Annotated in this window: 22 protein-coding genes; 13 read left to right on the top strand and 9 right to left on the bottom strand. The window is 63.6% G+C overall.

The features are described from left to right. Positions 1-3: 3 nt before the first annotated feature. A complete protein-coding gene (locus tag ACZIRK_RS12150) occupies positions 4-891 on the bottom strand; it encodes a DUF4339 domain-containing protein (RefSeq protein ID WP_463327384.1) in 888 nt (295 codons plus the stop codon). A gap of 251 nt (positions 892-1142) precedes the next feature. Between ACZIRK_RS12150 and ACZIRK_RS12145 the strand changes: the two genes are divergently transcribed. From ACZIRK_RS12145 to ACZIRK_RS12130, 4 genes are all read left to right on the top strand, one after another. Then, positions 1143-1481, top strand: coding sequence for a P-II family nitrogen regulator (locus ACZIRK_RS12145; RefSeq protein WP_028164749.1), 339 nt, complete (start codon positions 1143-1145; stop codon positions 1479-1481). Positions 1482-1563: 82 nt separating this feature from the next. Beyond that, the gene (locus ACZIRK_RS12140; RefSeq protein ID WP_130226307.1) at positions 1564-2865 is read left to right on the top strand and encodes an ammonium transporter; all 1302 of its coding nucleotides are present in this window, start codon (positions 1564-1566) and stop codon (positions 2863-2865) included. Between the two features lie 308 nt (positions 2866-3173). Next, on the top strand, positions 3174-3512 hold the full coding sequence (locus ACZIRK_RS12135) for a P-II family nitrogen regulator (protein ID WP_028164751.1): 339 nt from the start codon (positions 3174-3176) through the stop codon (positions 3510-3512). 38 nt (positions 3513-3550) lie between these two features. Then, on the top strand, positions 3551-4993 hold the full coding sequence (locus tag ACZIRK_RS12130; RefSeq protein ID WP_130226308.1) for an ammonium transporter: 1443 nt from the start codon (positions 3551-3553) through the stop codon (positions 4991-4993). 191 nt (positions 4994-5184) lie between these two features. Here ACZIRK_RS12130 and ACZIRK_RS12125 read toward each other — a convergent pair whose 3' ends face one another. Both ACZIRK_RS12125 and ACZIRK_RS12120 read right to left on the bottom strand, forming a co-directional pair. Then, positions 5185-5595 carry a type II toxin-antitoxin system VapC family toxin gene (locus tag ACZIRK_RS12125; protein WP_130226309.1) on the bottom strand — a complete coding sequence of 137 codons (411 nt, stop codon included), beginning with the start codon at positions 5593-5595 and terminating at the stop codon, positions 5185-5187. Next, positions 5592-5828, bottom strand: a complete 237-nt coding sequence (locus ACZIRK_RS12120; RefSeq protein ID WP_130226310.1) for an AbrB/MazE/SpoVT family DNA-binding domain-containing protein — start codon at positions 5826-5828, stop codon at positions 5592-5594. Before ACZIRK_RS12120 ends, ACZIRK_RS12125 begins: the two co-directional genes overlap by 4 nt. Before the next feature lie 174 nt (positions 5829-6002). On the opposite strand from ACZIRK_RS12120, the gene ACZIRK_RS12115 reads away from it, so the two are divergent. The 4 genes from ACZIRK_RS12115 (at position 6003) to ACZIRK_RS12100 (ending at position 11644) form a co-directional block, all read left to right on the top strand. Continuing rightward, a complete protein-coding gene (locus tag ACZIRK_RS12115; protein ID WP_130226311.1) occupies positions 6003-7229 on the top strand; it encodes an aminotransferase class I/II-fold pyridoxal phosphate-dependent enzyme in 1227 nt (408 codons plus the stop codon). Positions 7230-7249: 20 nt separating this feature from the next. Then, the gene (locus ACZIRK_RS12110; RefSeq protein ID WP_130226312.1) at positions 7250-9721 is read left to right on the top strand and encodes a DNA translocase FtsK; all 2472 of its coding nucleotides are present in this window, start codon (positions 7250-7252) and stop codon (positions 9719-9721) included. A 151-nt stretch (positions 9722-9872) separates the two neighbouring features. Next, positions 9873-10676 (top strand): outer membrane lipoprotein carrier protein LolA, encoded by an 804-nt coding sequence (locus tag ACZIRK_RS12105; RefSeq protein ID WP_051396811.1) that lies wholly within the window; start codon positions 9873-9875, stop codon positions 10674-10676. 152 nt (positions 10677-10828) lie between these two features. Then, positions 10829-11644 carry an exodeoxyribonuclease III gene (locus ACZIRK_RS12100; RefSeq protein WP_028164758.1) on the top strand — a complete coding sequence of 272 codons (816 nt, stop codon included), beginning with the start codon at positions 10829-10831 and terminating at the stop codon, positions 11642-11644. A gap of 134 nt (positions 11645-11778) precedes the next feature. On the opposite strand, the gene ACZIRK_RS12095 is transcribed toward ACZIRK_RS12100, so the two are convergent. Continuing rightward, positions 11779-12219, bottom strand: coding sequence for a cyclic nucleotide-binding domain-containing protein (locus ACZIRK_RS12095; RefSeq protein WP_028164759.1), 441 nt, complete (start codon positions 12217-12219; stop codon positions 11779-11781). A 41-nt stretch (positions 12220-12260) separates the two neighbouring features. Then, positions 12261-12947 (bottom strand): response regulator transcription factor, encoded by a 687-nt coding sequence (locus ACZIRK_RS12090; RefSeq protein WP_027582830.1) that lies wholly within the window; start codon positions 12945-12947, stop codon positions 12261-12263. A 220-nt stretch (positions 12948-13167) separates the two neighbouring features. Between ACZIRK_RS12090 and ACZIRK_RS12085 the strand changes: the two genes are divergently transcribed. Next, positions 13168-13737, top strand: coding sequence for a L,D-transpeptidase family protein (locus ACZIRK_RS12085; RefSeq protein ID WP_130226313.1), 570 nt, complete (start codon positions 13168-13170; stop codon positions 13735-13737). 226 nt (positions 13738-13963) lie between these two features. On the opposite strand, the gene ACZIRK_RS12080 is transcribed toward ACZIRK_RS12085, so the two are convergent. After that, positions 13964-14653 (bottom strand): YggS family pyridoxal phosphate-dependent enzyme, encoded by a 690-nt coding sequence (locus ACZIRK_RS12080; protein ID WP_130226314.1) that lies wholly within the window; start codon positions 14651-14653, stop codon positions 13964-13966. A 249-nt stretch (positions 14654-14902) separates the two neighbouring features. On the opposite strand from ACZIRK_RS12080, the gene ACZIRK_RS12075 reads away from it, so the two are divergent. The 4 genes from ACZIRK_RS12075 to holA all read left to right on the top strand — a co-directional run bounded on the left by ACZIRK_RS12075 (position 14903) and on the right by holA (position 21600). After that, positions 14903-16600: a diguanylate cyclase domain-containing protein gene (locus ACZIRK_RS12075; RefSeq protein ID WP_130226315.1), complete on the top strand. Its 1698-nt coding sequence runs from the start codon at positions 14903-14905 to the stop codon at positions 16598-16600. A 799-nt stretch (positions 16601-17399) separates the two neighbouring features. Then, positions 17400-20024, top strand: coding sequence for a leucine--tRNA ligase (gene leuS / locus ACZIRK_RS12070; RefSeq protein ID WP_130225497.1), 2625 nt, complete (start codon positions 17400-17402; stop codon positions 20022-20024). After that, entirely contained in the window at positions 20011-20565 is a 555-nt protein-coding gene (gene lptE / locus ACZIRK_RS12065; protein ID WP_028164764.1) for an LPS assembly lipoprotein LptE, read from the top strand. Before leuS ends, lptE begins: the two co-directional genes overlap by 14 nt. 6 nt (positions 20566-20571) lie before the next feature. Then, positions 20572-21600: a DNA polymerase III subunit delta gene (gene holA, locus ACZIRK_RS12060; RefSeq protein WP_130225498.1), complete on the top strand. Its 1029-nt coding sequence runs from the start codon at positions 20572-20574 to the stop codon at positions 21598-21600. Between the two features lie 107 nt (positions 21601-21707). Here holA and ACZIRK_RS12055 read toward each other — a convergent pair whose 3' ends face one another. The 3 genes from ACZIRK_RS12055 to rsmG form a co-directional block, all read right to left on the bottom strand. Further along, on the bottom strand, positions 21708-22592 hold the full coding sequence (locus ACZIRK_RS12055; protein WP_165435184.1) for a ParB/RepB/Spo0J family partition protein: 885 nt from the start codon (positions 22590-22592) through the stop codon (positions 21708-21710). 156 nt (positions 22593-22748) lie between these two features. After that, positions 22749-23600 (bottom strand): ParA family protein, encoded by an 852-nt coding sequence (locus tag ACZIRK_RS12050; protein ID WP_130225500.1) that lies wholly within the window; start codon positions 23598-23600, stop codon positions 22749-22751. Positions 23601-23631: 31 nt separating this feature from the next. Continuing rightward, positions 23632-24297, bottom strand: coding sequence for a 16S rRNA (guanine(527)-N(7))-methyltransferase RsmG (rsmG, locus tag ACZIRK_RS12045; protein ID WP_130225501.1), 666 nt, complete (start codon positions 24295-24297; stop codon positions 23632-23634). Positions 24298-24331: the final 34 nt, after the last annotated feature.

The raw sequence follows: 24331 nt of genomic DNA, 5'->3' as shown, positions 1-24331 counted from the left end.
GCTCTAAGCATTCGCCAGCGTACTGCGCTCGACCAGCGCGAATTGCGACAGGTACCAGTTCGCATACCAGCGCAAGGCCCACGGGATTGGAATCAGCAATAGGCAGCCGATGGTGAACAGGACCGTTCGCCAAAGCATCTCGAGGCCTGACGCCTTGAAGATGATTTCGCGGCGCGTGCCCTCGATATTGCGGCACATCCACCTCATCCACGCCGTGGTCACCCACGCCCAGCCGATGATGGTGATGAAGGAGATCGCCAACAACAGGTACCACCCGATATAGGTGATCACGCTGCCGTTGAAGGCGATCGGGAGCTGCTGTCCGTTTGACGTGAGATGGCTGGCGATCCAGCGGATCACCACCCATCCGAGCAACGCCTGCAGCAACGGCGCAAGCAGCTCGACCGTCGTGCTCTCGGTCCAACCCGTATAGCTCAAGAGCCCGATCGCGACGAACACGTACCAGATGTCACCGACCTGTCCCGTGAAACCGAGATTCGGCCGGCCGGGGACATTGATGTGCGGGATGATCCAGCGATAAAAACCGGTGGCGGACCACGGCGCCGGGATCACCAGGAGCTGGCCAATGGCGAACCACAGACTGCGCCCAAACAGCTCCCAGATCGGCAGATCGGCCGAGACCGTCCCACCCGCATAGCCGGCCGCAGTGACGATCGGCGGCCCGGCCGCCTGCGAGGGCATCGCCGAACTGGAAGGATCCGAAATCAGTCCGGGAATCTCGCGCGCCTTCTGCCAACCGGCCATCCCCTCGGTCCAGACCAGCGTATCCGGCCCGACGGTGCCCCGCATGATGAGATCACGGAGCTGGAATTCGGGAAACGGGCCCTTTTGCTGGCCCTCGGATGCATAAAACCAGGATCGATCGGCCATGGCATTTCCTTGGAAAACACGATTCTTGGGAACGGACGCCAGTAGAACAACGGGCGAAGCAGGAAAGCCGCATTGTGACGGACGATCATGTCCCCTGTACAGGGAGCGAGGTCAGGGTCTGCCAATGTTTTCCCCCTGAACCTGCAACTTTTTTGTGCCATTTGCTCAGAAAGATGCCAGATTGGCCCGCGATCGAAGGTCATCCAAAGAGGAAGGATGGCCGTGCTTAAGGAAAATGCGGACCGCTAGCCATGAAACTTGTCGTCGCCATCATCAAACCCTTCAAGCTGGACGAGGTTCGCCAGGCGCTGACCGAGATCGGCGTCCACGGCATGACCGTCACTGAAGTCAAAGGTTATGGCCGGCAGAAGGGGCACACCGAGATCTACCGCGGCGCAGAGTATGTCGTGAACTTCCTGCCGAAATTGCGCATCGAGATCGCAGTCGCATCCGACATCGCCGACAAGGCGGTCGAGGTCATCACCGCAAAGGCACGCACCGGCCAGATCGGCGATGGCAAGATCTTTGTCACGCCGATCGATCACGCGCTGCGGATCCGCACCGGCGAAACCGACAGCGACGCGCTCTAACTTCTCCAAACTCTCCGAGCGCGACCGACAACGCCGCCGGTCGCATCCACCAGACTCATTTCATTTCTGCCGGGGAAACACCATGGGGGCATCCTCTCGTGCCGCGCGGCTGATCGCGCCGCTTGGTCTTGCGACGCTGTTGTCGGCGACGCCGGCGCATGCCGAGACGTCGGCCATCAACGCCGCCGATACCGCCTGGATGATCGTTGCCACCGCGCTGGTGCTGATGATGACGATCCCGGGGCTTGCGCTGTTCTATTCCGGCATGGTGCGCAAGAAGAACGTGCTGGCGACGATGGCGCAGAGCCTGTCGGCCGTCGCGATCATCTCGATCCTTTGGGCGATGTTCGGCTACTCTCTCACCTTCGTCGGTGATGGACCGTGGATCGGCGCGCTCGACCGCTGGTTCCTCGCCGGCATGACCATGGACGGCGTCAATCCGGCGGCGAAGACGATCCCGGAAGCGCTGTTCATGCTGTACCAGATGACGTTTGCGATCATCACCGTGGCGCTGGTGGCAGGCTCGGTCGCCGATCGCATGCGCTTCTCGGCCTATCTCTGGTTCTCCGTCGGCTGGTTCATCTTCGCCTATATTCCGCTCGCACATTGGGTGTGGGGCGGCGGCTTCCTCGCAAGTCTCGGCGTGCTGGATTTCGCCGGCGGGCTCGTCGTGCATCTTTCGGCCGGCGTCAGCGGATTGGTCGCCGCGCAAGTGTTGGGGCGACGCCACGGCTATGGCAGCGAGAACTTGTCGCCGTTCGACCTGTCGCTCGCAGTGATCGGCACCGGGCTGCTTTGGGTCGGCTGGTTCGGCTTCAATGGCGGATCGGCACTGACCGTGAGTTCGCGCGCGGTGATGGCGATCATCGCCACGCATCTTTCCGCCTGCGCGGGCGCGCTGACCTGGGGCGCGATCGAATGGGCGACGCGACGCAAGCCGTCGGTGCTTGGCATGATCTCCGGCGCGGTCGCAGGGCTCGGCACCATCACGCCGGCCTCGGGCTTCGTCGAACCATGGCACGCGGTCATCATCGGCATCATCGCGGGCTTCGTGTGCTTCTGGGCCTGCACCTGGCTGAAGCTCCGCTTCAAGTATGATGATTCACTCGACGTGTTCGGCGTCCACGGCATCGGCGGTATGGCCGGGACGCTGCTCGCGGGCGTGTTCGCCACCAGCGCCATCGGCGGCACGGCCGGCCTGCTCGAGGGCCGTCCGCAGCAACTGCTGATCCAACTCGCCGGCGTCGCCGTGACGCTGGTGTGGTGCGGCGGCATCACCTTCGTGCTGCTGAAGCTGGTCAGCGCGTTCGTCCCGCTCCGGGTGTCGCTGCAGCAGGAGCTGGAAGGCCTGGATATTTCGCAGCACGGCGAGGCCCTGCAGTAATTTCCTCTACCTTATTACCGTCGATTTGCCGCCGCGCTGGGCAGGATTATGTCCGGACTCTGGCGTGCCCATGAATCGGGCAATATTGATTACGTTTTGAGCGCGACGGAATAGCGCAGGTCCGACCAATTCCCGTCAAACGCGAAAACGGGCGGATTCATAATCCGTTAGGCGGTGCCGTCGATCTGGCACGGCATTTGATTCTAACGCCTGCGGCTGTGACCGCGTCGTGAATTTTCTCCGCGTGGTGGATCTCAGTCGAAAAACACCCGGTTCGTCTGCACCGGGCCCAAGCGGGGATAGGACACATGAAAATTGTTATGGCGATTATTAAGCCATTCAAGCTGGAAGAAGTCCGCGACGCCCTGACCGCCATTGGCGTTCACGGTCTCACGGTGACGGAAGTCAAGGGTTACGGGCGTCAGAAGGGCCACACTGAGATCTATCGCGGCGCTGAATACGCCGTGAGCTTCCTGCCCAAGATCAAGATCGAGGTCGCGGTTGCGGCCGACCAGGTCGACAAGACTATCGACGCCATCACATCGGCGGCAAAGACCGGACAGATCGGCGACGGCAAGATCTTCGTCATCAACCTCGACCACGCGGTGCGCATCCGCACCGGCGAGGCCGATGCCGCGGCCCTCTGATTTCGCGCTCAAACCTTACAATTCAGGAGTAGAATAACATGACGTTCAAACGTCCCCATGGCGCGGGATTGGCGGCACTCGCATTCGGCTTGTTCGCTGCGACCGCCGCCTATGCCGAGCCGACCGTCAACAAGGGCGACAACGCCTGGATGATGACATCGACGGTGCTGGTGCTGTTGATGACGATCCCGGGGCTCGCGCTGTTCTATGGCGGCCTGGTCCGCTCCAAGAACATGCTCTCGGTGCTGATGCAGGTGTTCTACACGGTGTGCATCGTCACCGTGCTCTGGGCGCTCTACGGCTACAGCCTCGCCTTCACCGGCGGCTCGGACTTCATCGGCGGCTTTTCCAAGGCCTTCCTGGCGGGCGTGACGCCGGACTCGAAGGCAGCCACCTTCAGCGTCGACGCCAATATCTCCGAACTCGTCTATGTCTGCTTCCAGATGACGTTCGCGGCGATCACGCCGGCGCTGATCGTCGGCGCTTTCGCCGAGCGCATGAAGTTCTCCGCGCTCGCGCTGTTCATCCCACTCTGGGTGACGCTGATCTACTTCCCGATCGCCCACATGGTCTGGTACTGGGCTGGTCCGGACGCGATCACGGATGCGGCGAAGGCATTGGCGGCTGCGGCTGACGGCGCGGCCAAGACCGCGGCGCAGGCCAAGCTCGACGAGATCAATGCTGACGCCGGCTGGATCTTCAAGAAGGGCGCGATCGACTTCGCGGGCGGCACCGTCGTGCATATCAACGCCGGCATCGCCGGCCTGGTCGGCGCGATCCTGATCGGCAAGCGCACGGGCTACGGCAAGGAGCTGATGGCTCCGCACTCGCTCACGATGTCCATGATCGGCGCCTCGCTGCTCTGGGTCGGCTGGTTCGGCTTCAACGCCGGTTCGAACCTCGAGGCTTCTGGTGGCGCCGCGCTCGCCATGACCAACTCCTTCGTCGCGACCGCGGCGGCGGCGTTGTCCTGGATGTTCGCGGAATGGATCATCAAGGGCCATCCGTCGGTGCTCGGCGCCATCTCGGGCGCGGTCGCAGGCCTCGTGGCGGTCACCCCGGCCGCCGGCTTCGCCGGCCCGATGGGCGCGATCGTGCTCGGCCTCGTGGTCGGCGTGGTCTGCCTGTTCTTCTGCACCGTGGTGAAGAATGCGCTCGGCTACGACGACTCGCTCGACGTGTTCGGCGTCCACTGCGTCGGCGGCATCGTCGGCGCGATCGGCACCGGCATCCTGGTGAACCCGGCGCTCGGCGGCACCGGCGTGATGGACTATGTCGCCGGCAAGATCGGCGACTACGACTTCGTCGCCCAGATGACCTCCCAGCTCTGGGGCGTCTGCACCACGCTGGTGTGGTCCGGCATCGGCTCGGCCATCCTCTACAAGGTCGTCGACGTGATCGTCGGCCTGCGCGCGAACGTCGAGACCGAGCGCGAAGGCCTCGACATCACCGAGCACACCGAGCGCGCTTACAACATGTGAGTTCTCCCGGGGTGTGATCTCTCCCGGGATCACACCCAGAACTACGGTTCGGGCACATACCCGGCAATGCCCTGACCGTTGAGGGGCTCCAGCGCAAGTTGGAGCCCCTTTCTTTTTGACCGCGGCCCGAAGAAAGGAGAGGGCATGCCGGCCTTCTAACGGCTGCCGACGCGGCAGGGCTGCTCGAGGTGCTACCGTTCGCCTTCCGGCGCAATCAGCGCGACAGTCGGAAAATAGGTGCGATAGCGCCGCACGTCGTGGGTCAAGAGTGGCAGCTGCTCCACCGCAGCATGGGCTCCGATGAAGAAATCAGATAGTGCCCCTGTGCGGCTGCCACCGGCGGCGCGATATTGGAGATAGGCCTTGCCGGCAAGAAAGAGCGCGGCGCGCGGGATCTCTGCCAGCTCGATTTTCAAGTCGCAGAGTGTGGCGTCGACGGTTTCGACCTTGTCGTAGCGTATCGAGACTTCTGCGTAGATGACATTGTTGATGAACAATGGCCCAGCCGATGCCGCCCGTTCGAGCTGCACCTGCGACCAGTCGGCCCATTTCTCGTCGTCGGTCGCGAGGTCGAGAAGGACATTCGAATCGACGAGGGTCATTCCGGCTCATCACGCAGAAGGGCCATCAGTTCGTCAGTCGTCATGCCCCGCCCCGCGGAGCCACGCGCCTTGGCAAATCGGCTGGCAGGCCGCGGTCCATCCGCTCTCTCGATCAGAACGCTGCCGTCGTCGCTACGGCGAATATTGACCTCGCTGCCCGGACCAATACCCAGGTAATCGCGAAGCGGCTTTGGGATTGTCACCTGGCCCTTGCGGGTGACAGTCGTTGTCATCGCTGATCTCCAATTGCCCGGTAATACTCAGAGAAAATATGGTAATACCACGCAAATTGTCCAGCGACACCGATGGTTAATCGCGTCTTAACCTCGCCGTATCTATGGTGACTTGATCAATTTACGGTCGAGCTGGATTCCCCTCGACCGCGTTGAAAGTGCTGGCGTTTAGACATGGCAATGACCGCTCCCTCCGGCGTGGCGCAAGACGCCGGCAGTGTAATGCCGGCCGGTCAGGCCGAACGTTCCCCCTTTGCGCGCACGGCCGAGCTGCTGGCACCGTACCAACCCGGCAAGCCATTGATTACGCTGTCGTTGGGCGAGCCGCAGCACCCGGTTCCCGCCTTTGTCGGGCCGGTGCTGGCCAAGCACACGGCCGAGTTCGGCCGCTATCCGCTCGCCAAGGGTATCGAGCCGTTCCGCCGCGCGGCGGCGAACTGGCTGTCGACCCGGTTCCGCCTGCCGCGGCCGGTCGATCCCGAGAGCGAAGTGCTGGTGCTGAACGGCAGCCGCGAGGGCCTGTTCTTCGCCGCCATCACCGCCGCCCGCTATGTCGGCGCGCGCTCGGGGACGCCGGCAATCTTGATGCCGAACCCGTTCTATCCGGCCTATGGCGCCGGCGCCCGCGCGTCCGGCTGCGAGCAGGTCTATCTGCCGACCACGCCGGCCAACGGATTCCTGCCCGATCTCGACGCGCTCGATGACGCGCTGCTGGCGCGCACGGTGGCGTTCTACATCGCTTCGCCCGCAAACCCGCAAGGCTCGGTCGCCTCGCGCGATTATTTCGCGCGTCTGAAGGCGCTCGCCGCTCGTTTCGGCTTCATCATTTTGAGCGACGAATGCTATTCGGAGATCTACACCCGGGAAGCTCCCGGCAGCGCGCTGGAACATGCCGGCCCCGACTTCACCAATGTGGTCGTGTTCCAGTCGCTCTCGAAGCGTTCGAACCTGCCGGGCATGCGCGTCGGCTTTGCCGCCGGCGACAAGAAGTTCCTCGCCGCCTTCCACGAGCTACGCAACGTGGCGGCGCCGCAAGTGCCGGTGCCGCTGCAGCATGTCGCGGTCGCCGCCTATAGCGACGAGGCGCATGTCGAGGAGAACCGCAGGCTCTACCGGATCAAGTTCGATCTCGCCGACCAGATCCTCGGCAGCCGCTACGGCTATCAGCGTCCGGCCGGCGGCTTCTGCGTCTGGCTCGACGTCTCCGAGCGCGGCGGCGATGAGGCGGCGACGGTGAAACTCTATCGCGATGCCGGCGTGCGCGTGATCCCGGGCAGCTATTTGGCGCGGCCGCAGGCCGACGGCTCCAATCCGGGCGCGGGCTATATCCGGCTCGCGTTGGTCTCCGACAGTGAATCAACGGCCGAGGCGCTGCACCGCCTGGTCGAAACCTTAAGTTAATCGCAAGGCTTTGGAAGCGTATGCCAGCGATCGAACGTGTCATTCCCCTGGTCGGCCATCTGCCGGTCCCGATCCGCGAAGCCTTGGAGCGGCGGGTGCGAGAATTCGGCGGGCTGTGCCTGATCACGCTTGCCGGCGTCGCCGCCGCGGCGCTGATGACGTGGTCGGTGCAGGACCCGAGTCTCAGCCACGCCACCTCGCGCCCGATCCGCAACATCCTCGGCTATCCCGGCGCGATCGGCGCCGATCTGTTGATGCAGATCCTGGGCCTCGGCGCCATCATGCTGATCCTCCCCATCGCGGTGTGGGGCTGGCGCATGCTGACGCATCGCGCCTTCGACCGCGAGGCGCTGCGGCTGGCATGCTGGATCCTCACCACCGTGATCGCCGCGGGCTTTGCGAGCTGCTTCCCGCATAATGGCGCCTGGCCATTGCCGACCGGGCTCGGCGGCGTGGTCGGCGATGCGCTGGTTCGCGCGCCGGCGGTGGTGTTCGGCCCGGCCGGCATGATCTATCGCCTGGTGCTCGGCACCATCCTGTTCGTCGCGATGACCGCGAGCTTCCTGTTCGCGAGCGGCTGGGGCGCAAGGGAGAGCGAAGAAGAGCTGACGGCGATCGAGGATCGTGACGAGCCGTTCGTCGAAGAAGACGATGAGGAAGACCGCAGTTCGATCTCGCTCGGCTGGCTGTTCCACGCTGTCATGAGCGCGAAGGCGCGGCTCGGCTGGCTCTTCGGCACCGCCTATCGGTCGCTGGTCTCGAGCGCGCCACAACGCAGCGCAGCCGCGTTCGAGCGGCAGGAGCCCAGTCTCGGCGGCCGTGCCGCGCCGTCCGTGGTGCCGGAGGCGAGCGAGGAATTCGACGAGGAGATCGAAGAGGAAGAGGAACAAGACGAGGAGGAAGAAGCCGAGGAAGCGCCCGTCGCCCGCGCCCCGCGCAAGAAGGCCGAGCCGCGCGCGAAGAAGAAATCGTCCGACAAGTTCGAGCTGCCCTCGGTCTCGGTGCTGTCAGCGCCGAAAGCCGCCGACCGCCAGCCGCAGAGCAAGGCCGAGCTCGAAGCCAATTCGCGCGCGCTCGAAGGCGTGCTGCAGGATTTCGGCGTGCGTGGCGAGATCGTCAAAGCCAATCCGGGTCCGGTCGTGACGCTGTACGAGCTCGAGCCAGCGCCCGGCATCAAGTCGTCGCGCGTGATCGGCCTCGCCGACGACATCGCCCGCTCGATGAGCGCGCTGTCGGCTCGCGTCGCCGTCGTCGCCGGCCGCAACGCCATCGGCATCGAATTGCCGAACCTGCATCGCGAAAAGGTTTACCTGCGCGAACTCCTGGTCGCGAAGGAAGCTATCGACTCGGTGGCAAAGCTGCCGCTCTGCCTCGGCAAGAGCATCGGCGGCGAACCCGTCATCATCGATCTCGCGCGCACGCCGCATATGCTGATCGCCGGCACCACCGGCTCCGGCAAATCGGTCGCGATCAACACCATGATCCTGAGCCTGGTGTATCGGCTGCGCCCCGACCAGTGCCGCCTGATCATGGTCGATCCCAAGATGCTCGAACTCTCCGTCTATGACGGCATCCCGCATCTTTTGACGCCGGTCGTCACCGATCCCAAGAAAGCGGTGGTCGCGCTGAAATGGGCCGTGCGCGAGATGGAGGAGCGCTACAAGAAGATGGCCAAGCTCGGTGTGCGCAACATCGACGGCTACAATGCGCGCCTGGTCGAGGCAAAGGGCAAGGGCGAAGAGCTGACGCGCACCGTGCACACCGGTTTCGACAAGGAGACCGGCAAGGCGATCTACGAGGAGGAGAAGCTCGACCTCGATCCGTTGCCCTACATCGTCATCATCGTCGACGAGATGGCCGACCTGATGATGGTCGCCGGCAAGGACATCGAAGGCGCGGTGCAGCGCCTGGCGCAGATGGCGCGCGCCGCCGGCCTGCATGTGATCCTCGCCACGCAGCGTCCTTCGGTCGACGTCATTACCGGCACCATCAAGGCCAACTTCCCGACCCGCATCGCCTTCCAGGTCACCTCGAAGATCGACAGCCGCACGATCCTGGGCGAGATGGGCGCCGAGCAACTGCTGGGGCAGGGCGACATGCTCTACATGGCCGGCGGCGGCCGCATCAGCCGCGTGCACGGCCCGTTTGCCTCCGACGACGAAGTCGAGAAGGTGGTGCGCCACCTGAAGACGCAGGGCGCCCCGGAGTATCTGGAAGCCGTTACCGCCGAAGAGCCGACCGACGAGGACGGCGCGGTATTCGACTCCACCGGCATGGGCGGGGACGGCGGCGGCGGCGACCTCTATGCGCAGGCGGTGGCGATCGTGAAACGCGACCGCAAGGCCTCGACATCCTATATTCAACGGCGGCTGCAGATCGGCTACAACCGCGCCGCCTCATTGATGGAGCGGATGGAACTCGAGGGCGTTGTCGGCCAGGCCAATCATGCCGGCAAGCGCGAGGTCCTGATCGAAGAAGAAGGCAGCATGTGATCCTGCCCCGAGAATTTCACGGAAAAGCGATATCCCCGCGGCATTACCCACGGTAAACTCAGGCATGATCCGGAAAAGTGGGCACCGGTTTTCCGAAAAGATCATGCCCCTAAAGTCGGAACACGCGTTGCATCAGAATCCGAAATACCGAATGGCCAAACAGCACGTCCATCGCGCCATCCATTCCGGATTGGCGATCCTGATCGCCACGTCGATCGCCGGCGCCGCGCCCTCATCGGCGCAGAACGTGCCGGTGCCGAAGCCCGCGCCGAAGGGCCGCGATGGCACGCAGATGAGCGCGCAGGAACAGAGAGGCCCCGCGACGACAGGCTCGACACAGACGCCGCCGACCCCTGTCATCCCCGATCCGCGCCGCAACGTTCCCGCCAGCATCTTCACGACGTTCGATGCCAACCAGAAGGCGCAGGCCGCGAGGATCAGCAGCTATCTCTCCTCGCTGCAATCGCTCGCCGGCAGTTTCGTGCAGGTCGGCCCCGACGGCTCCAAGACCAAGGGCGATTTCTATATCCAGAAGCCCGGCAAGGTGCGCTTCGAATATGAGCCGCCAAGCCCGATCGACATCGTCGCCGACGGCTCCTCGGTCGCGGTGCGCGACCGCAAGCTCGCCACGCAGGATATCTATCCGCTGTCGCAGACGCCGCTGCGCTATCTGTTATCCGACCGCATCGACCTGATGAAGGACACCAACGTCGTCAGCGTCACCGCCGACGATGTCTTCGTCTCGATCATCATCGAGGAGAAGCAGGCGCTGATCGGCACCAGCCGGTTGATGCTGATGGTCGGCGCCAAGGACGGCCAGCTCAAGCAATGGACCATCACCGATCCGCAGGGCTACGACACCACCGTCGCCGTCTACAATCTCGATTCCACCAGGAAGATCGATCCGGGCCTGTTCAAGATCGATTTTACCAACTACGCGACCCCGCCGGGCTAGCGAGTTCGCTGGATTGTAGGGTGGGCAAAGCGCAGCGTGCCCACCATCAACACGCCGACGTAAATGGTGGGCACGCTTCGCTTTGCCCACCCTACGCGTCCCCTGTGGACAATCCTATCCACCGCCGCAATCCATGCTAAGACGCAGTTCCCATGCGTCTCTCCCTCACAACCTGGAACATCAATTCGGTGCGCCTGCGCATCGATCTCGTCGCCAAGTTCATCAAGCAGGCGCGGCCGGACGTGCTCTGCCTGCAAGAGACCAAATGCATCGACGACGCCTTTCCGTTGAAGCGGTTCAAACGGCTTGGCTATGAGCATGTCGCGCTGAACGGGCAAAAGGGCTATCACGGCGTCGCCATCATCTCGAAAGTGCCGTTCGAGAAGACCGACATCCGCACCTTCTGCGACAAGATCGATTCCCGCCACATCTCGGTCGAGTTCGGCGACAAGGCACAATTGTCAAAGCCGCTGGTGCTGCATAATTTCTATGTGCCGGCCGGCGGCGACATCCCCGATCCCGCACTCAATCCGAAATTCGAGCACAAGCTGCAATTCCTCGACGAGATGAAAGCCTGCGAGCCCTTGCATCCGCGCGGCGACGACCGTCACGTCCTGGTCGGCGATCTCAACGTGGCCCCGCACGAGAACGACGTGTGGTCGCACAAGCAGCTCCTGAAGGTCGTCTCGCACACCCCGATCGAAACCGAGAAGCTGCTCGCAGCGCAGGTGCATGGCGAATGGTTCGACGTCGCACGCGAGCGCATTCCACTGTCGGAGAAAGTCTACACCTGGTGGAGCTATCGCGCCGCCGACTGGACCGTCGGCGACCGCGGCCGCCGGCTCGACCACATCTGGGTCTCGCGCGCGCTGAAGGACAGCGTCACGGATTTCAGGATCACCCGCGACGCGCGCGGCTGGGAGCGTCCGTCGGACCACGTGCCGGTGACGGTGACGTTGGAGGTGTAGCTGACCGTCGTCCCGGGCTTGACCCGGGACCCATAACCACAGGCTTTTGTGGTGTGCTCCGCCGCAACCACTTGCTTCCGCCACAACGGCTGCCTGTGGTTATGGGTCCTCGCTTTCGCGAGGACGACAGGGAGCTACGAACTCAACTTCCCGCCCGCCACCACGATATCGCTGGCAAGCTGGCTGGTGCGGGTGGCGAATTCGTCGCGCAGCCTTCGCGCCGCGGCGGGATCGCTTTCCAGCACGCGTTGAAACAGGCTGCGCGAAATTCGAACACAGGTGGCGCGCTCCAGCGCGGTCGCGGTCGACGGCCGCTTCATCGGCACGATCAGCGCGAGCTCGCCGATCAGCGCGCCGGGGCCTGCGATGATCTCGGCACCGCCATCTTCCACGCGGAAAGCGCCGCGCTGCACGACATAACCCGCATCCGCCTGGTCGCCGGCATGGAAAATAACGTCGCCGGGTTCGAAATTTCGCTGTTCGGAGCCGATCGCAAGCATGCGCAAAGCAGTATCCCCCAGCAGGCGCAAGGTGGAGACGCGTTCGAGCAGCGCTACGTCATCTTCGATCGACATTCAGGCCGGTGACCGGGGATACGATTCGGTCGCGAATCGTATCACGGCACCAGTTTGTAGCCACCGGCTTCCGTCACCAGGATCTCGGGATTGGCGGCATCTTTCTCGATCTTCTGCCGGAGCCGGTAAATATGCGTTTCCAGCGTATGGGTGGTGACGCCCGAATTGTAGCCCCAGACCTCCTGCAGCAGCGTCTCGCGCGACACCGGCATCTGGCCGGCGCGGTAGAGGAAGCGCAGGATCGCGGTCTCCTTCTCGGTCAGCCGCACTTTCCGCGCATTGGCGGCGGTCAGCATCTTCGAGCCGGGCCGAAAGCTGTAGGGACCGACGGAGAACACCGCGTCTTCGCTCGCCTCGTGCTGGCGGAGCTGCGCGCGGATCCGGGCCAGCAGCACCGCGAAGCGGAAGGGCTTTGCCACATAATCATTGGCGCCGGATTCGAGGCCAAGGATGGTGTCCGAATCGGTGTCATGGCCGGTCAGCATGATGATCGGCGCCTTGAAGCCGCCTTTGCGCAAGGACCGCACCACCTCGCGGCCATCGGTATCGGGAAGGCCCACATCCATCAGGACCAGATCGGGAGAGTTGGTCTTGGCGGCGCTGGCGCCCTTGGCGCCGGTATCGACTGCGGAGGCTTCGAATTCCTCGTGAAGGGAAAGTTGCTCGACCAGCGTGTCACGCAGGTCGGTGTCGTCATCCACGATCAAAATCTTGCGGGCATTGGCCATAGGAACGATCCTCTTGGAGGCAGGCAGCAGCGGACACAAGCGGACAGCGCTTTGGCCGAGACTTGATGGCGAGACTCGCTGTGTAGGTAGTCGTTCATTACCGATTCACAAGCCGATCACAGTCTATCCCAAATCAGCAGCCGATTGGATGAATGTGCTGTAATCCCGCCAGATAGAACAATCGGGGCCGGGCAGGCAAGGCGCGGGCTTTTTGATTCACATGAGAAGTTCCAGTTTTTCAATCACTTATGAGACAACCGCGCGTGATCGGCCGTTGTCCCTGGTCCGCGTCCAACCCGCCGCCGGTAACCCGTGCCGGGGGTGGCTGACCGCCGACGGTTGGTCGGTACCGGTTGCACTTGGCCGGGGCGGCATCCTCGCGAATAAGCGCGAGGGCGACGGCGGCACCCCTAGGGGTGTCTTCCGCCCCCGACAATTATGGTGGCGGGCGGACCGCTCCCCGCGACCGGCGAGCTTCCTGCCCACCCGTGCCATTCGGCCCGAGGACGCCTGGTGCGAGGACCCGCGGGACCGCCATTACAACCGGCCGGTGCGGCTGACCCGCGAGCAGAACGGCGACCGGCTGACGCGCGAGGATCGTCTCTACGACTTCATCATCGAGATCGACCACAACACCACCCCGCGCATCGCCGGCCGCGGCAGCGCGGTGTTCCTGCATCTGGCCCGTCCAAATTTCGCGCCGACCGCCGGCTGCGTCTCGATGACCAAATCCTCGATGCTGCGGCTATTACGGCGAATGAGCCCGCAGACGCGGATCGTGATTGGTTAGAGGGCAGGTAGATCTGTGACCCGCGGCCCGCTCTTAGACCCTCATGGTGAGGAGCGCGCAGCGCGTCTCCCGGACGATGCTGCGCATCGCTCGGAGAACCATGGGGCCCCGCCGGTGGCCTCGCCCTTCGAGACGGCCGCTTCGCGGCCTCCTCAGGGTAAGGAGATAGATTGGAGCTCACGGCCCTCTTCGCATTATTGCGCGCGAACGCAATGCAACCACGCAGCTATCTTGCCCCAAAAATCGCAGACCCCACGCGCACATGGGTCGCGCCCATCTGGATCGCTGTGGCGAAATCGGCGCTCATGCCCATCGAGAGATTCGTCAGGCCGTTGCGCGCGGCGATCTTGGCCGTCAGCGCGAAGTGCGGGGCAGGGGGGTCGTTCACCGGCGGGATGCACATCAGGCCCGAGATCGAAAGCCCGTAATGCTCGCGGCAGCGCGCGATGAAGGCATCGGCCTCGGACGGGGAAATGCCGGCCTTCTGCGGCTCCTCGCCGGTATTGATCTGGATGAACAATTGCGGCTGCCGGTTCTGGTTTTTGATTTCCTTGGCTAACGCTTCGCAAATGCTGGGGCGGTCCACCGAATGGATGGCATCGAACAGCGCCACCGCCTCCTTCGCCTTGTTGGATTGCAACGGTCCGATCAGATGCAGCACGATGTCGGGATGGGCCTGCATCAAGGCAGGCCACTTCGTCTTGGCTTCCTGCACGCGATTCTCGCCGAAAACGCGCTGTCCGGCCGCGATGACGGGCGAAATCGCATCCGCATTGAATGTTTTCGACACCGCGATCAACGTCACCGAGCCACGATCGCGACGCGCATCCTTGCAGGCGCGCGCGATTTCCTCCTCGACTTCTGCGAGACCGTTTGGTGAATGCGCGGTTAGCGCCGCTGTGTTTTCCGGTGTCATGTCATCTACCAACGCAGGCTAGAGCATTTTCGGTTCTGATTGAATCAGAACCGAAGCTCTAGATTCTTGATTTGACGCGTTTTCTACGCAGATAAGTCTACGCAATCTGCGTAAACTTGATTGCTACGCGAACCGGTATCCACTCCGCTCGAAAACGCTTTAGCGGAGGTTCCCTCGAATTTTATCAAATCCGGGAAAGCCTTCTTGAACCCTTCGTTCTACCTTCACCAGTGGGGCTAGGGGACATTAATGTCTAAAATTAATTTCAACCGCCACCGCGCCAAACTCAAGACTCTTCTGGGTATCCGCGGGCGGCTGGCGCTGCTTGCGCTGTTGCTGGTGGCGCCCATGATGCTGGACCGCGTCCGCACCCTGGAGGATTCGCGGGCCAAGCAGATCGCACACGCCGCCGAGGAATTCGCCGCGCTCGCCGCACACAGCGCCGACGCCCAGCGCGAGGTCATCTCCTCGGTCGAGACGGTGCTGAAATCCGCCGCCTATATCCGTGCCTCCGCCGGCGGCATCGGCAAGAGCTGCGAGATCCTGCGCGCCAGCGTGCCCGCCAACATGCCATGGATCCGCAGCCTGATGTTTCTCGGCAGCGACAACCGGATCCAGTGCTCGACCGACAACGCCTATGTCGGCATCGATCTCAGCGACCGGCCCTATGTGACCGAAGCGAGAAGGCGCCGGGAATTTGTCTTGAGCGATTTGATCGTGAGCCGCCCCACCAATACACCGGTCGTGATGGCCGCTTACCCGGTGGCGGCCGTCAACAGTGAAACCGACTCGGTGGTTCTGGCCGCGATCAATCTGGACTGGATGTCCAAGATCATGAGCAATTACGGCGGACGTGCCGGTGTTTCCTCCGTCTTGGTCGACAGCACTGGCACGGTTCTCGCGGCACCGCTGGATCAGGCAAGCATGATCGGCCGCTCGCTGGACACCGTGCCGCTGATGTCCGCGGTCGCGGACAAGGCGCTTAGTTATGGTGAGTCCTCCGGCTCGATGTCCTTTACCGCGGCGGATGGCACGAACCGCACGATCAGCTTTGCCCGCATTCCCGGCACACGCTCGCGGCTGATCGTCAGCATCGACGAAGCCAAGGTGACGGCGGCGATCGATCGCGATATCCGCACCGCCTATCTGCAGCTCGGCTTCGTCTGCCTGCTCGTGCTGTTCGGTGCGCTGGTCGGCGCGGAAAAATTGATCATCCATCCGATCGACGTGATGACCCGCACGGCCAAGCGCTTCGGCGAGGGCGACTGGTCGGTCCGCGTCGCCAAGAACAAGCTGCCCGCGGAGTTCGTTCCGCTGGCCCGCGCCTTCAATGCGATGGCCGCGCAGCTCAGCCAGCGCGAACGCGACCTGGTCGCGACCAACGACCGCCTGACGGTGATGGCCTCGATCGACATGCTCTCGGGGCTCGCCAACCGCCGGGGCTTCCAGAGCCGGCTCGATTTCGAGTGGATGAAGGCGCAGCAATATGATTGCGAGCTGTCGCTCCTGATGATCGATGTCGATCATTTCAAGCTCTACAACGACACCTACGGCCATCCCGAAGGCGATGCCTGCCTGACCAGGCTCGGCGAGACGCTCTCCGGCATCGCCGCCAATACGCTGGGCTTCGCCTGCCGCTATGGCGGCGAGGAATTCTGCCTGCTGTTGCCGAACACCGGTGCCGCACGCGCAAAAGAGATCGGCGAGATCGTGCGCGCCACGGTGCAGGATCTCCGCCTGCCGCACGCAACCTCCAGCTACCAGATCGTCACCGCCAGCGTCGGCGTCGCCTGCACCAAGCCAGGCCCGGCGCTCCTCCCCGGTGACCTGATCGAAGCCGCCGACGCCGCCCTCTACGCCGCCAAACATCTCGGCCGCAACACCGTCGTCGAACACGGCCTGGTGCGAGGCTCGAAGGGTGCGGCAGCGATGGCGATGGCGAGCTAACTTCGCTGCTGTCATTCGGGCGCGACGACGTCACCACATCCTCTGTCATTCCGGGGCGCGCCTCTTGGCGCGAGCTCGGAATCCATTTCGCCGCATCCTTCCTGGCTGGATGGATTCCGGGTTCGTCCTTCGGACGCCCCGGAATGACGGCGGAGAAAAATTCGCAAGCAATTCCAACCTGATTTGTCTCGTCCAGCCCTCGCACAAAAAACATTCCGCTTCCGCCGTCGGGCAAATCAGCACTATGACTGCGCGCGTCTCACGGCGGATGAGGGGCGGGTCGCGATCGTCACGAACGTTGCGGTGAGATGCGGTGGACGCGGGTGTCACGACTGACGAGCGTGGCATTCACGGACGGCGAAGTCGTGTGGTCCTGGCGCCCCGACGCTGGCGCTAAATCTCTTGCGCGAACAACTTCGCGCGAGAGGTGACGGTGGCAAGAAAGCCCGGTCACCGAGGAGAGCACGAAGGAAACCGTTAAAACCATCGCGCAGGGAAAGCCGGAATGCTTCGGTTGAACCTGTGGTCCTAACCCCGTGCTTTTTGTTGCACGGGACCCACGGGTGCAACCAGCACCCGGCTTTCCCTGCGCCCTCTATTCGATGCGAGGGCGAAAAGTGAAACAAAGCTCGGGCATCTCCTGCCGCGAGAATGCAGACCTATATCTGCTGAGCCGGCACGTTATGCCGTACCGTCAAGGGCCGTCACGAGTGCCCCAACCCGTTGACCCCGCAGCCAATTCTATGGCCTAGTCCGCCGTCTTCTAAACGGCCGAAAAGCCCCTCAAGAGCCCTGCTCCATGACCTCCGAACGTTACAACGCCCGTGAAACCGAGCCGCGCTGGCAGCGCCAGTGGGACGAGAGGGCGATCTTTGCGTCGAAAAACGACGATCCGCGGCCGAAATACTATGTGCTCGAGATGTTCCCGTACCCTTCCGGGCGCATTCATATCGGCCATGTCCGGAACTACACGCTCGGCGACGTGCTGGCCCGCTACATGCGCGCCAAGGGGCTCAACGTGCTGCACCCGATGGGCTGGGACGCGTTCGGCCTGCCGGCGGAGAACGCCGCGATCGAGCGCAAGGTGGCGCCGAAGGCGTGGACCTACGACAACATCGCGGCGATGAAGAAGCAGCTTCGCTCGATCGGGCTGTCGCTGGACTGGTCACGCGAGTTCGCGACCTGCGACCCCAGCTACTACAAGCATCAGCAGAAGATGTTCCTGGATTTCCTGCGCGCCGGCCTCGTCGAGCGCGAGAAGCGCAAGGTCAACTGGGACCCAGTCGACATGACCGTGCTCGCGAACGAGCAGGTGATCGACGGCCGCGGCTGGCGCTCGGGCGCTGTCGTCGAGCAGCGCGAGATGAACCAGTGGGTCTTCAAGATCACGAAGTACTCGCAGGAGCTCTTGGACGCGCTGGACGGGCTGGATCGCTGGCCCGACAAGGTGCGGCTGATGCAGCGCAATTGGATCGGCCGCTCCGAGGGACTCTTGATCCGCTTCGCGCTGGATCCCACAACCACGCCGGACGGCGAGCGCGAATTGAAGATTTTCACGACGCGGCCCGACACGTTGTTCGGCGCCAAGTTCATGGCGATCTCGGCGAACCATCCGCTGGCGCAGGCCGCGGCGGCAAAGAATCCGAAGCTTGCCGAGTTCATCACGGAGGTCAAACGGATCGGCACCGCGCAGGAAGTCATCGACACCGCCGAGAAGCAGGGTTTTGACACCGGCATCAAGGCGATCCATCCGTTCGATCCGAACTGGAAATTGCCGGTCTATGTCGCGAATTTCGTGCTGATGGAATACGGCACCGGCGCCATCTTCGGCTGCCCGGCGCACGACCAGCGCGACCTCGACTTCGTCAACAAATACGATCTCGGCAACACGCCTGTTGTCTGTCCGGAGGGGCAGGATCCGAAGACGTTCGTGATCACCGACACCGCCTATGACGGTGACGGCCGCATGATCAATTCGCGCTTTCTGGACGGCATGACCATCGAGCAGGCGAAGGAAGAAGTCGCGAAGCGGCTGGAGAGCGAGATTCGCGGCAACGCGCCCGTCGGCGAGCGCCAGGTGAACTTCCGCCTGCGCGACTGGGGCATTTCGCGCCAGCGCTATTGGGGCTGCCCGATCCCGATCATCCATTGCCCGAAATGCGACGTCGTGCTCGTGCCCGACAGCGCGCTGCCGGTAACGCTGCCGGAGGACGCGACCTTCGACAAGCCTGGCAATGCGCTCGACCACCATCCGAGCTGGAAGCACGTCACCTGCCCGCAATGCGGCGGGCCGGCACAGCGTGAGACCGACACCATGGACACCTTCGTGGATTCGTCCTGGTACTTCGCGCGCTTCACCGATCCCTGGAACGAGACATCGCCGACCACGCCTGAAGTCGCCAACCGGATGATGCCGGTCGATCAGTATATCGGCGGCGTCGAGCACGCGATCCTGCATCTGCTCTACAGCCGCTTTTTCACCCGCGCGATGAAGGCGACGGGCCACATCGCGATGGATGAGCCGTTCGCCGGCATGTTCACGCAAGGGATGGTGGTGCACGAGACCTACCAGAAGGCCGACGGTACCTACGTGATGCCGGCGGACGTGAAGATCGAGGTCGTCGGCAGCGAGCGGCGCGCGACGACGATCGACACCGGTGAGGCGATCACGATCGGCCCGATCGAGAAGATGTCGAAGTCGAAGAAGAACACGGTCGACCCCGACGACATTATCGCGACCTATGGCGCCGACGTCGCGCGCTGGTTCATGCTGTCGGACTCCCCGCCGGATCGCGATGTGATCTGGAGCGACGAGCGGGTGCAAGGCGCGGCACGCTTCGTGCAGCGGCTGTGGCGGCTGGTGAATGAATCCGCCGAGATCGCGAAGGGTGCCCCAGTGGCCCGGCCGGCGTCATTCACCCCCGAGGCGCTCGTCTTGCGCAAGGCCGCCCATGGCGCGCTGGACAAGGTGTCCTCCGGGATCGAGCGGCTGCATTTCAATGTCTGCCTCGCCCATATCCGGGAATTCGCCAATGCGCTCGCCGAGACCCTGGCCAAGGGCGGCAAGCCTGCCCCCGACGTCGCCTGGGCGGTCCGGGAGGCCGCGGTCATCCTTGTTCAACTGTTCGCGCCCATGATGCCGCACCTCGCCGAGGAATGCTGGCAGGTTCTGGGCCAGGAGGGGCTGATTTCGGAGGCTTCCTGGCCGCAAATCGAACGCGATTTGCTGGTTGAAGACAGCGTGACCCTGGTGGTCCAGGTCAACGGCAAGAAGCGGGGTGATGTTACCGTGCCACGGGCGGCGGAAAATGCTGAGATCGAGGCTGCCGTTCTGGCGCTTGATGCGGTAAAAGCCGCCTTGGACGGCAAGCCCGTCCGCAAGGTGATCGTGGTGCCCATGAGGATCGTGAATGTCGTCGGCTAGGATCCGGATCGCTCTCCGGCTCGTCGCGGTGGCCGCTTTGGCTGCGGTGACGGCAGGTTGTTTCCAGCCGATGTATGCCGAGCATACCGACGGCACGCCGGCGTTGCGCGAGAAGCTGATGGGCGTCGAGCTCCCGCCAATCAACGACAAGCCGAACGCGTCCCGCGAGGCCCGCATCGGCGTGGAAGTCCGCAATGCGCTGGCGTTCAAACTCTATGGCAACGCCACCGGCATGCCGCCGACCCATCGGTTGGTGATCCGCTTCACGACCAGCCGCTCCTCGCTGATGATCGATCCGAACACGGCGCTGCCGACCGGCGAGAATTTTGGCATCGACGCGCAATACAACCTGGTCGAGATCGCCTCCAACAAGTCGGTGATGACGGGCTCCACCTTCTCGCGGGTGTCCTACGACATGCCGGGCTCCTACCAGCGCTTCACCCGCACGCGCGCGTTGCGCGACGCCGAAGATCGCGCCGCGCAGGAGATCGCGGACAACATCAATACCCGGCTGGCGTCCTTCTTCACCGCCGGGACCTGATCGCCGTTGGTCGCGCTCCGCGGAAAAGAGATCGACGCCTTCCTCGCCCGGCCCGATCCCGGCCGTCCGATCATCCTGCTCTACGGCCCCGATGCCGGCCTGGTGCGCGAGCGCGCCGACGCGCTGATGGCATCCGCGGTCGACGACCCCAACGATCCGTTCTCTCTGGTCCGCCTCGACGGCGACGACCTCGCCGCCGAGCCTTCGCGTTTGGTGGATGAAGCGATGACGGTGCCGCTGTTCGGCGGACGGCGCGCGATCCGCGTTCGCGCCGGCTCGCGCAATTTTGCCAGCGGCGTCGAGACGCTGACGGATTCGCCGGTGAACGACTGCCGCATCGTGATCGAGGCCGGCGACATCAGGCCGGATTCGCCGCTGCGCAAGATCTGCGAGCGCGCCAAGAATGCGGTAGCGATCGGCTGCTATCCCGACACTGAGCGCGATCTCGCCAAGCTGATCGACGACGAACTCAAGGCATCCGGCCTGCGCATCGCGCAAGATGCCCGTGCCGTGCTGATGTCATTGCTCGGCGGCGACCGCCAGGCTTCGCGCAACGAAGTGCGCAAGCTCACGCTCTACGCCCACGGCAAAGGCGAGGTCACGCTTGAGGACGTGATGACCGTGGTGTCCGACGCGTCCGAGCTGAAACTCGATCCGATCGTGGACAGTGCCTTCGCCGGCAATGCCGCCGCGGTCGAGACGGAGTTTGCGAAAGCGATGGTCGCCGGCACCTATCCCGGCGTCATCATCGCTGCCGCGCAGCGCCAGGCGGCCTGGCTGCACAAATCGGCGCTGGCGATTGCCGATGGTGCGCCGGCCGCGTCGGTACTGGAGGGCGGATACCCGCGATTGCATTTCTCGCGGAAAGGTGCCGTCGAAATCGCACTCCGCAATTTCAGCCCGCAGCGGCTGGTCGGCATCATCGAGCAGCTCGGCACCGCGGCGCTCGATATGCGCAAGCAGAATTCGCTTGCCGCCGTGATCGCGCAACGCACCTTGCTCTCGATCGCCGCGAATGCGCGACGGCGGGGATGAGACGCGATGCACCCCAAGGCGTCATTGCGAGCGAAGCGAAGCAATCCATATTTTCCCATGCGGAGAGATGGATTGCTTCGTCGCTATCGCTCCTCGCAATGACGAGACTAACCGCCCTCGAGCCGCCGCATCACCTCGTCTAGCTGCTCGAGACTGCGGTAGCTGATCTGCACGGAGCCGCCGGGGTCGCGGTGGTTGACACTGACGGTCAGGCCCAGCGCATCGGAGACGCGCTTCTCTAGCGCGAGCGTGTCCGGGTCCTTCTCGTTGCCGGCGGCGCCGCCGCGCGCCTTCTGAGGCTTGCGCACCGGCACGCCCTCGTCATGTGCCAGCGCTTCGGCCTGGCGCACGTTGAGACCTTCGGCGACGATGCGCTTGGCGGCTGCGAGCGGATCGGGCACGCCGATCAGCGCTCGCGCATGGCCTGCGGACAATTCGCCGCTGGCGATGAAGGCCTGCACCTCGGCGGGCAGCTTCGTCAGCCGCATCATGTTGGCGACATGGCTGCGGCTCTTGCCGACATCCCGCGCGATATCTTCCTGACTGCGCTTGAACTCGTTGGCGAGCGCATGATAGCCCTGCGCCTCTTCCATCGGGTTGAGGTCTTCGCGCTGCACGTTCTCGATGATCATCATCTCGAGCGCGTCACTATCGTTGACCTCGATCGGGACGATCGGCACCTCGTGCAGGCCGGCGAGCTGGGAGGCGCGCCAGCGCCGCTCGCCGGCGATGATTTCGTACCGGTCCTGCGCGCCCTTGACCGGCCGCACCACGATCGGCTGGATCACGCCGCGCTGCTTGATCGAATCGGCGAGCTCACGGAGCTCGGCATCGGCGAAGCTGCGGCGCGGATTGCGTGGGTTGGCCTTGAGGAATTCGATCGGCACCTTGCGCTGCGTGCGCGGCCGCTCGACATGCGCGGCCTCGCCGCCGACGTCCCCGATCAGACTTGCAAGCCCACGGCCCAGTCGCGAACGCGCTTCGTCGGCCATTGTCGCCAGCTCCCTTGGATTCACGTAGCAAACTCCGGAATTCGAATTTCAGATCGGTCGGATCGTAGGATGGGTAGAGCGCCGCGAAACCCATCGCGCTCCTCGCATGGAAAGATGATGGGTTTCGCCGCGCGCTACCCATCCTACGAATGGTCCTTAATTCGTGCGCAACTCGCGTTCGCGCTGGATCACTTCGGTGGCGAGCTTCAGATAGGCTTCGCTGCCGACGCATTTGAGGTCGTAGACCAGCACCGGCTTGCCGTAGGACGGCGCCTCGGAGATGCGCACGTTGCGCGGGATCATGGTGTTGTAGACCTTGCTGCCCATGAACTGCCGGACGTCGGCGACGACCTGGTTCGACAGATTGTTGCGGGAGTCGAACATCGTCAGCACGATGCCGTGGATCGACAGGTTCGGGTTGAGCGTCGAGCGCACCTGCTCGACCGTCTGCAAGAGCTGCGACAGACCTTCGAGCGCGAAGAACTCGCACTGCAGCGGCACCAGGATCGCGTCCGACGCCGCCATCGCGTTCACGGTCAGCAGGTTGAGCGACGGCGGACAGTCGATCAGCACATAAGTGTAATCGGCATCCGGCGAGGTGTTGTTGTTGAGCCCCGCGATCGCGTCGCGCAGGCGGAACGCGCGGCCCGGCGTCGTGCCGAGTTCAAGCTCGAGGCCGGAGAGATCCATGGTCGAGGGCGCTATGTGAAGCCGTGGCACCGCGGTCGCCACGACCGCCTCGCGCAGCGGCGCCTCGCCGATCAGAACGTCATAGGTCGAGCAGCCCCGATTGCGCCGGTCGATGCCGAGGCCGGTCGATGCGTTGCCCTGCGGATCGAGATCAACGACCAGGACCCGCTCGCCGATGGCTGCGAGTGCCGTCCCGAGATTGATCGCTGTGGTTGTCTTGCCGACGCCCCCTTTTTGGTTGGCAAGCGACAAGATGCGTGGATGGCCAGCCGGTTGTGGCGCCCTATCCTCTTGATAAATCTCGTCAATTACGGTCATAGCGTTGCCCTGATAATCCCCTGCGTAAAGCTCAACGGCGCCCGATGGAGCTAAGCTCGACAATCCAGCCGTGTCCGCCGGTCCGACTCGGATGAAGCTGCGGCTCAATTTTCCAATATTTAGTGGCTTCGGTCAATTCGGCCTCTACATCTTGGCCTTTGAGAAACAGCGCTTTTGCACCCTTTCGCACCAGCGGTTCCGCGAAGCCGATGAGCTGATGTAGCGGAGCCAGCGCTCGCGCGGTCACGCAATCGATCGGGCCGCTGATTCTTTCCACAATATCCCCGATGTCAGCCAGATGCACCGTCCCCGGCGCCGCTGTCACCCGCAGTGCTTCGCGGAGAAAGGCCGCTTTCTTAGCGTTGCGCTCGACCATGTGGACGCTAGTGCTAGGCGTATCGGCGAGCGCGCAGGCGAGCACGACACCGGGAAAGCCGCCGCCGCTGCCGAGGTCGACCCAGACCTTGGCAGTTGGAGCGAGGTCGAGCAATTGCAGCGAATCAGCGATGTGGCGGGTCCAGAGTTCGGGAAGCGTCGACGGCGCAACGAGATTGGTCTTGGCCTGCCACTCCAGGAGAAGCGCGACGTAGCGGTCGAGCCGGGCTTCCGTTTCACGTGAAACGGGGGCGAGGGCGAGGGCCGCCCTCTTGTCGGCAGCTGCGCTCGGTAGCGCTCTGTTTAGCGATGCTTTGACCATGATTCGCAATGTCAGTCGGAAGCCAGGTTGTCAT

Source organism: Bradyrhizobium sp. Leo114, assembly GCF_055229415.2.
The sequence above is the reverse complement of the archived record's forward strand: the minus strand, read 5'-3'. Positions and strand labels throughout refer to the sequence as shown.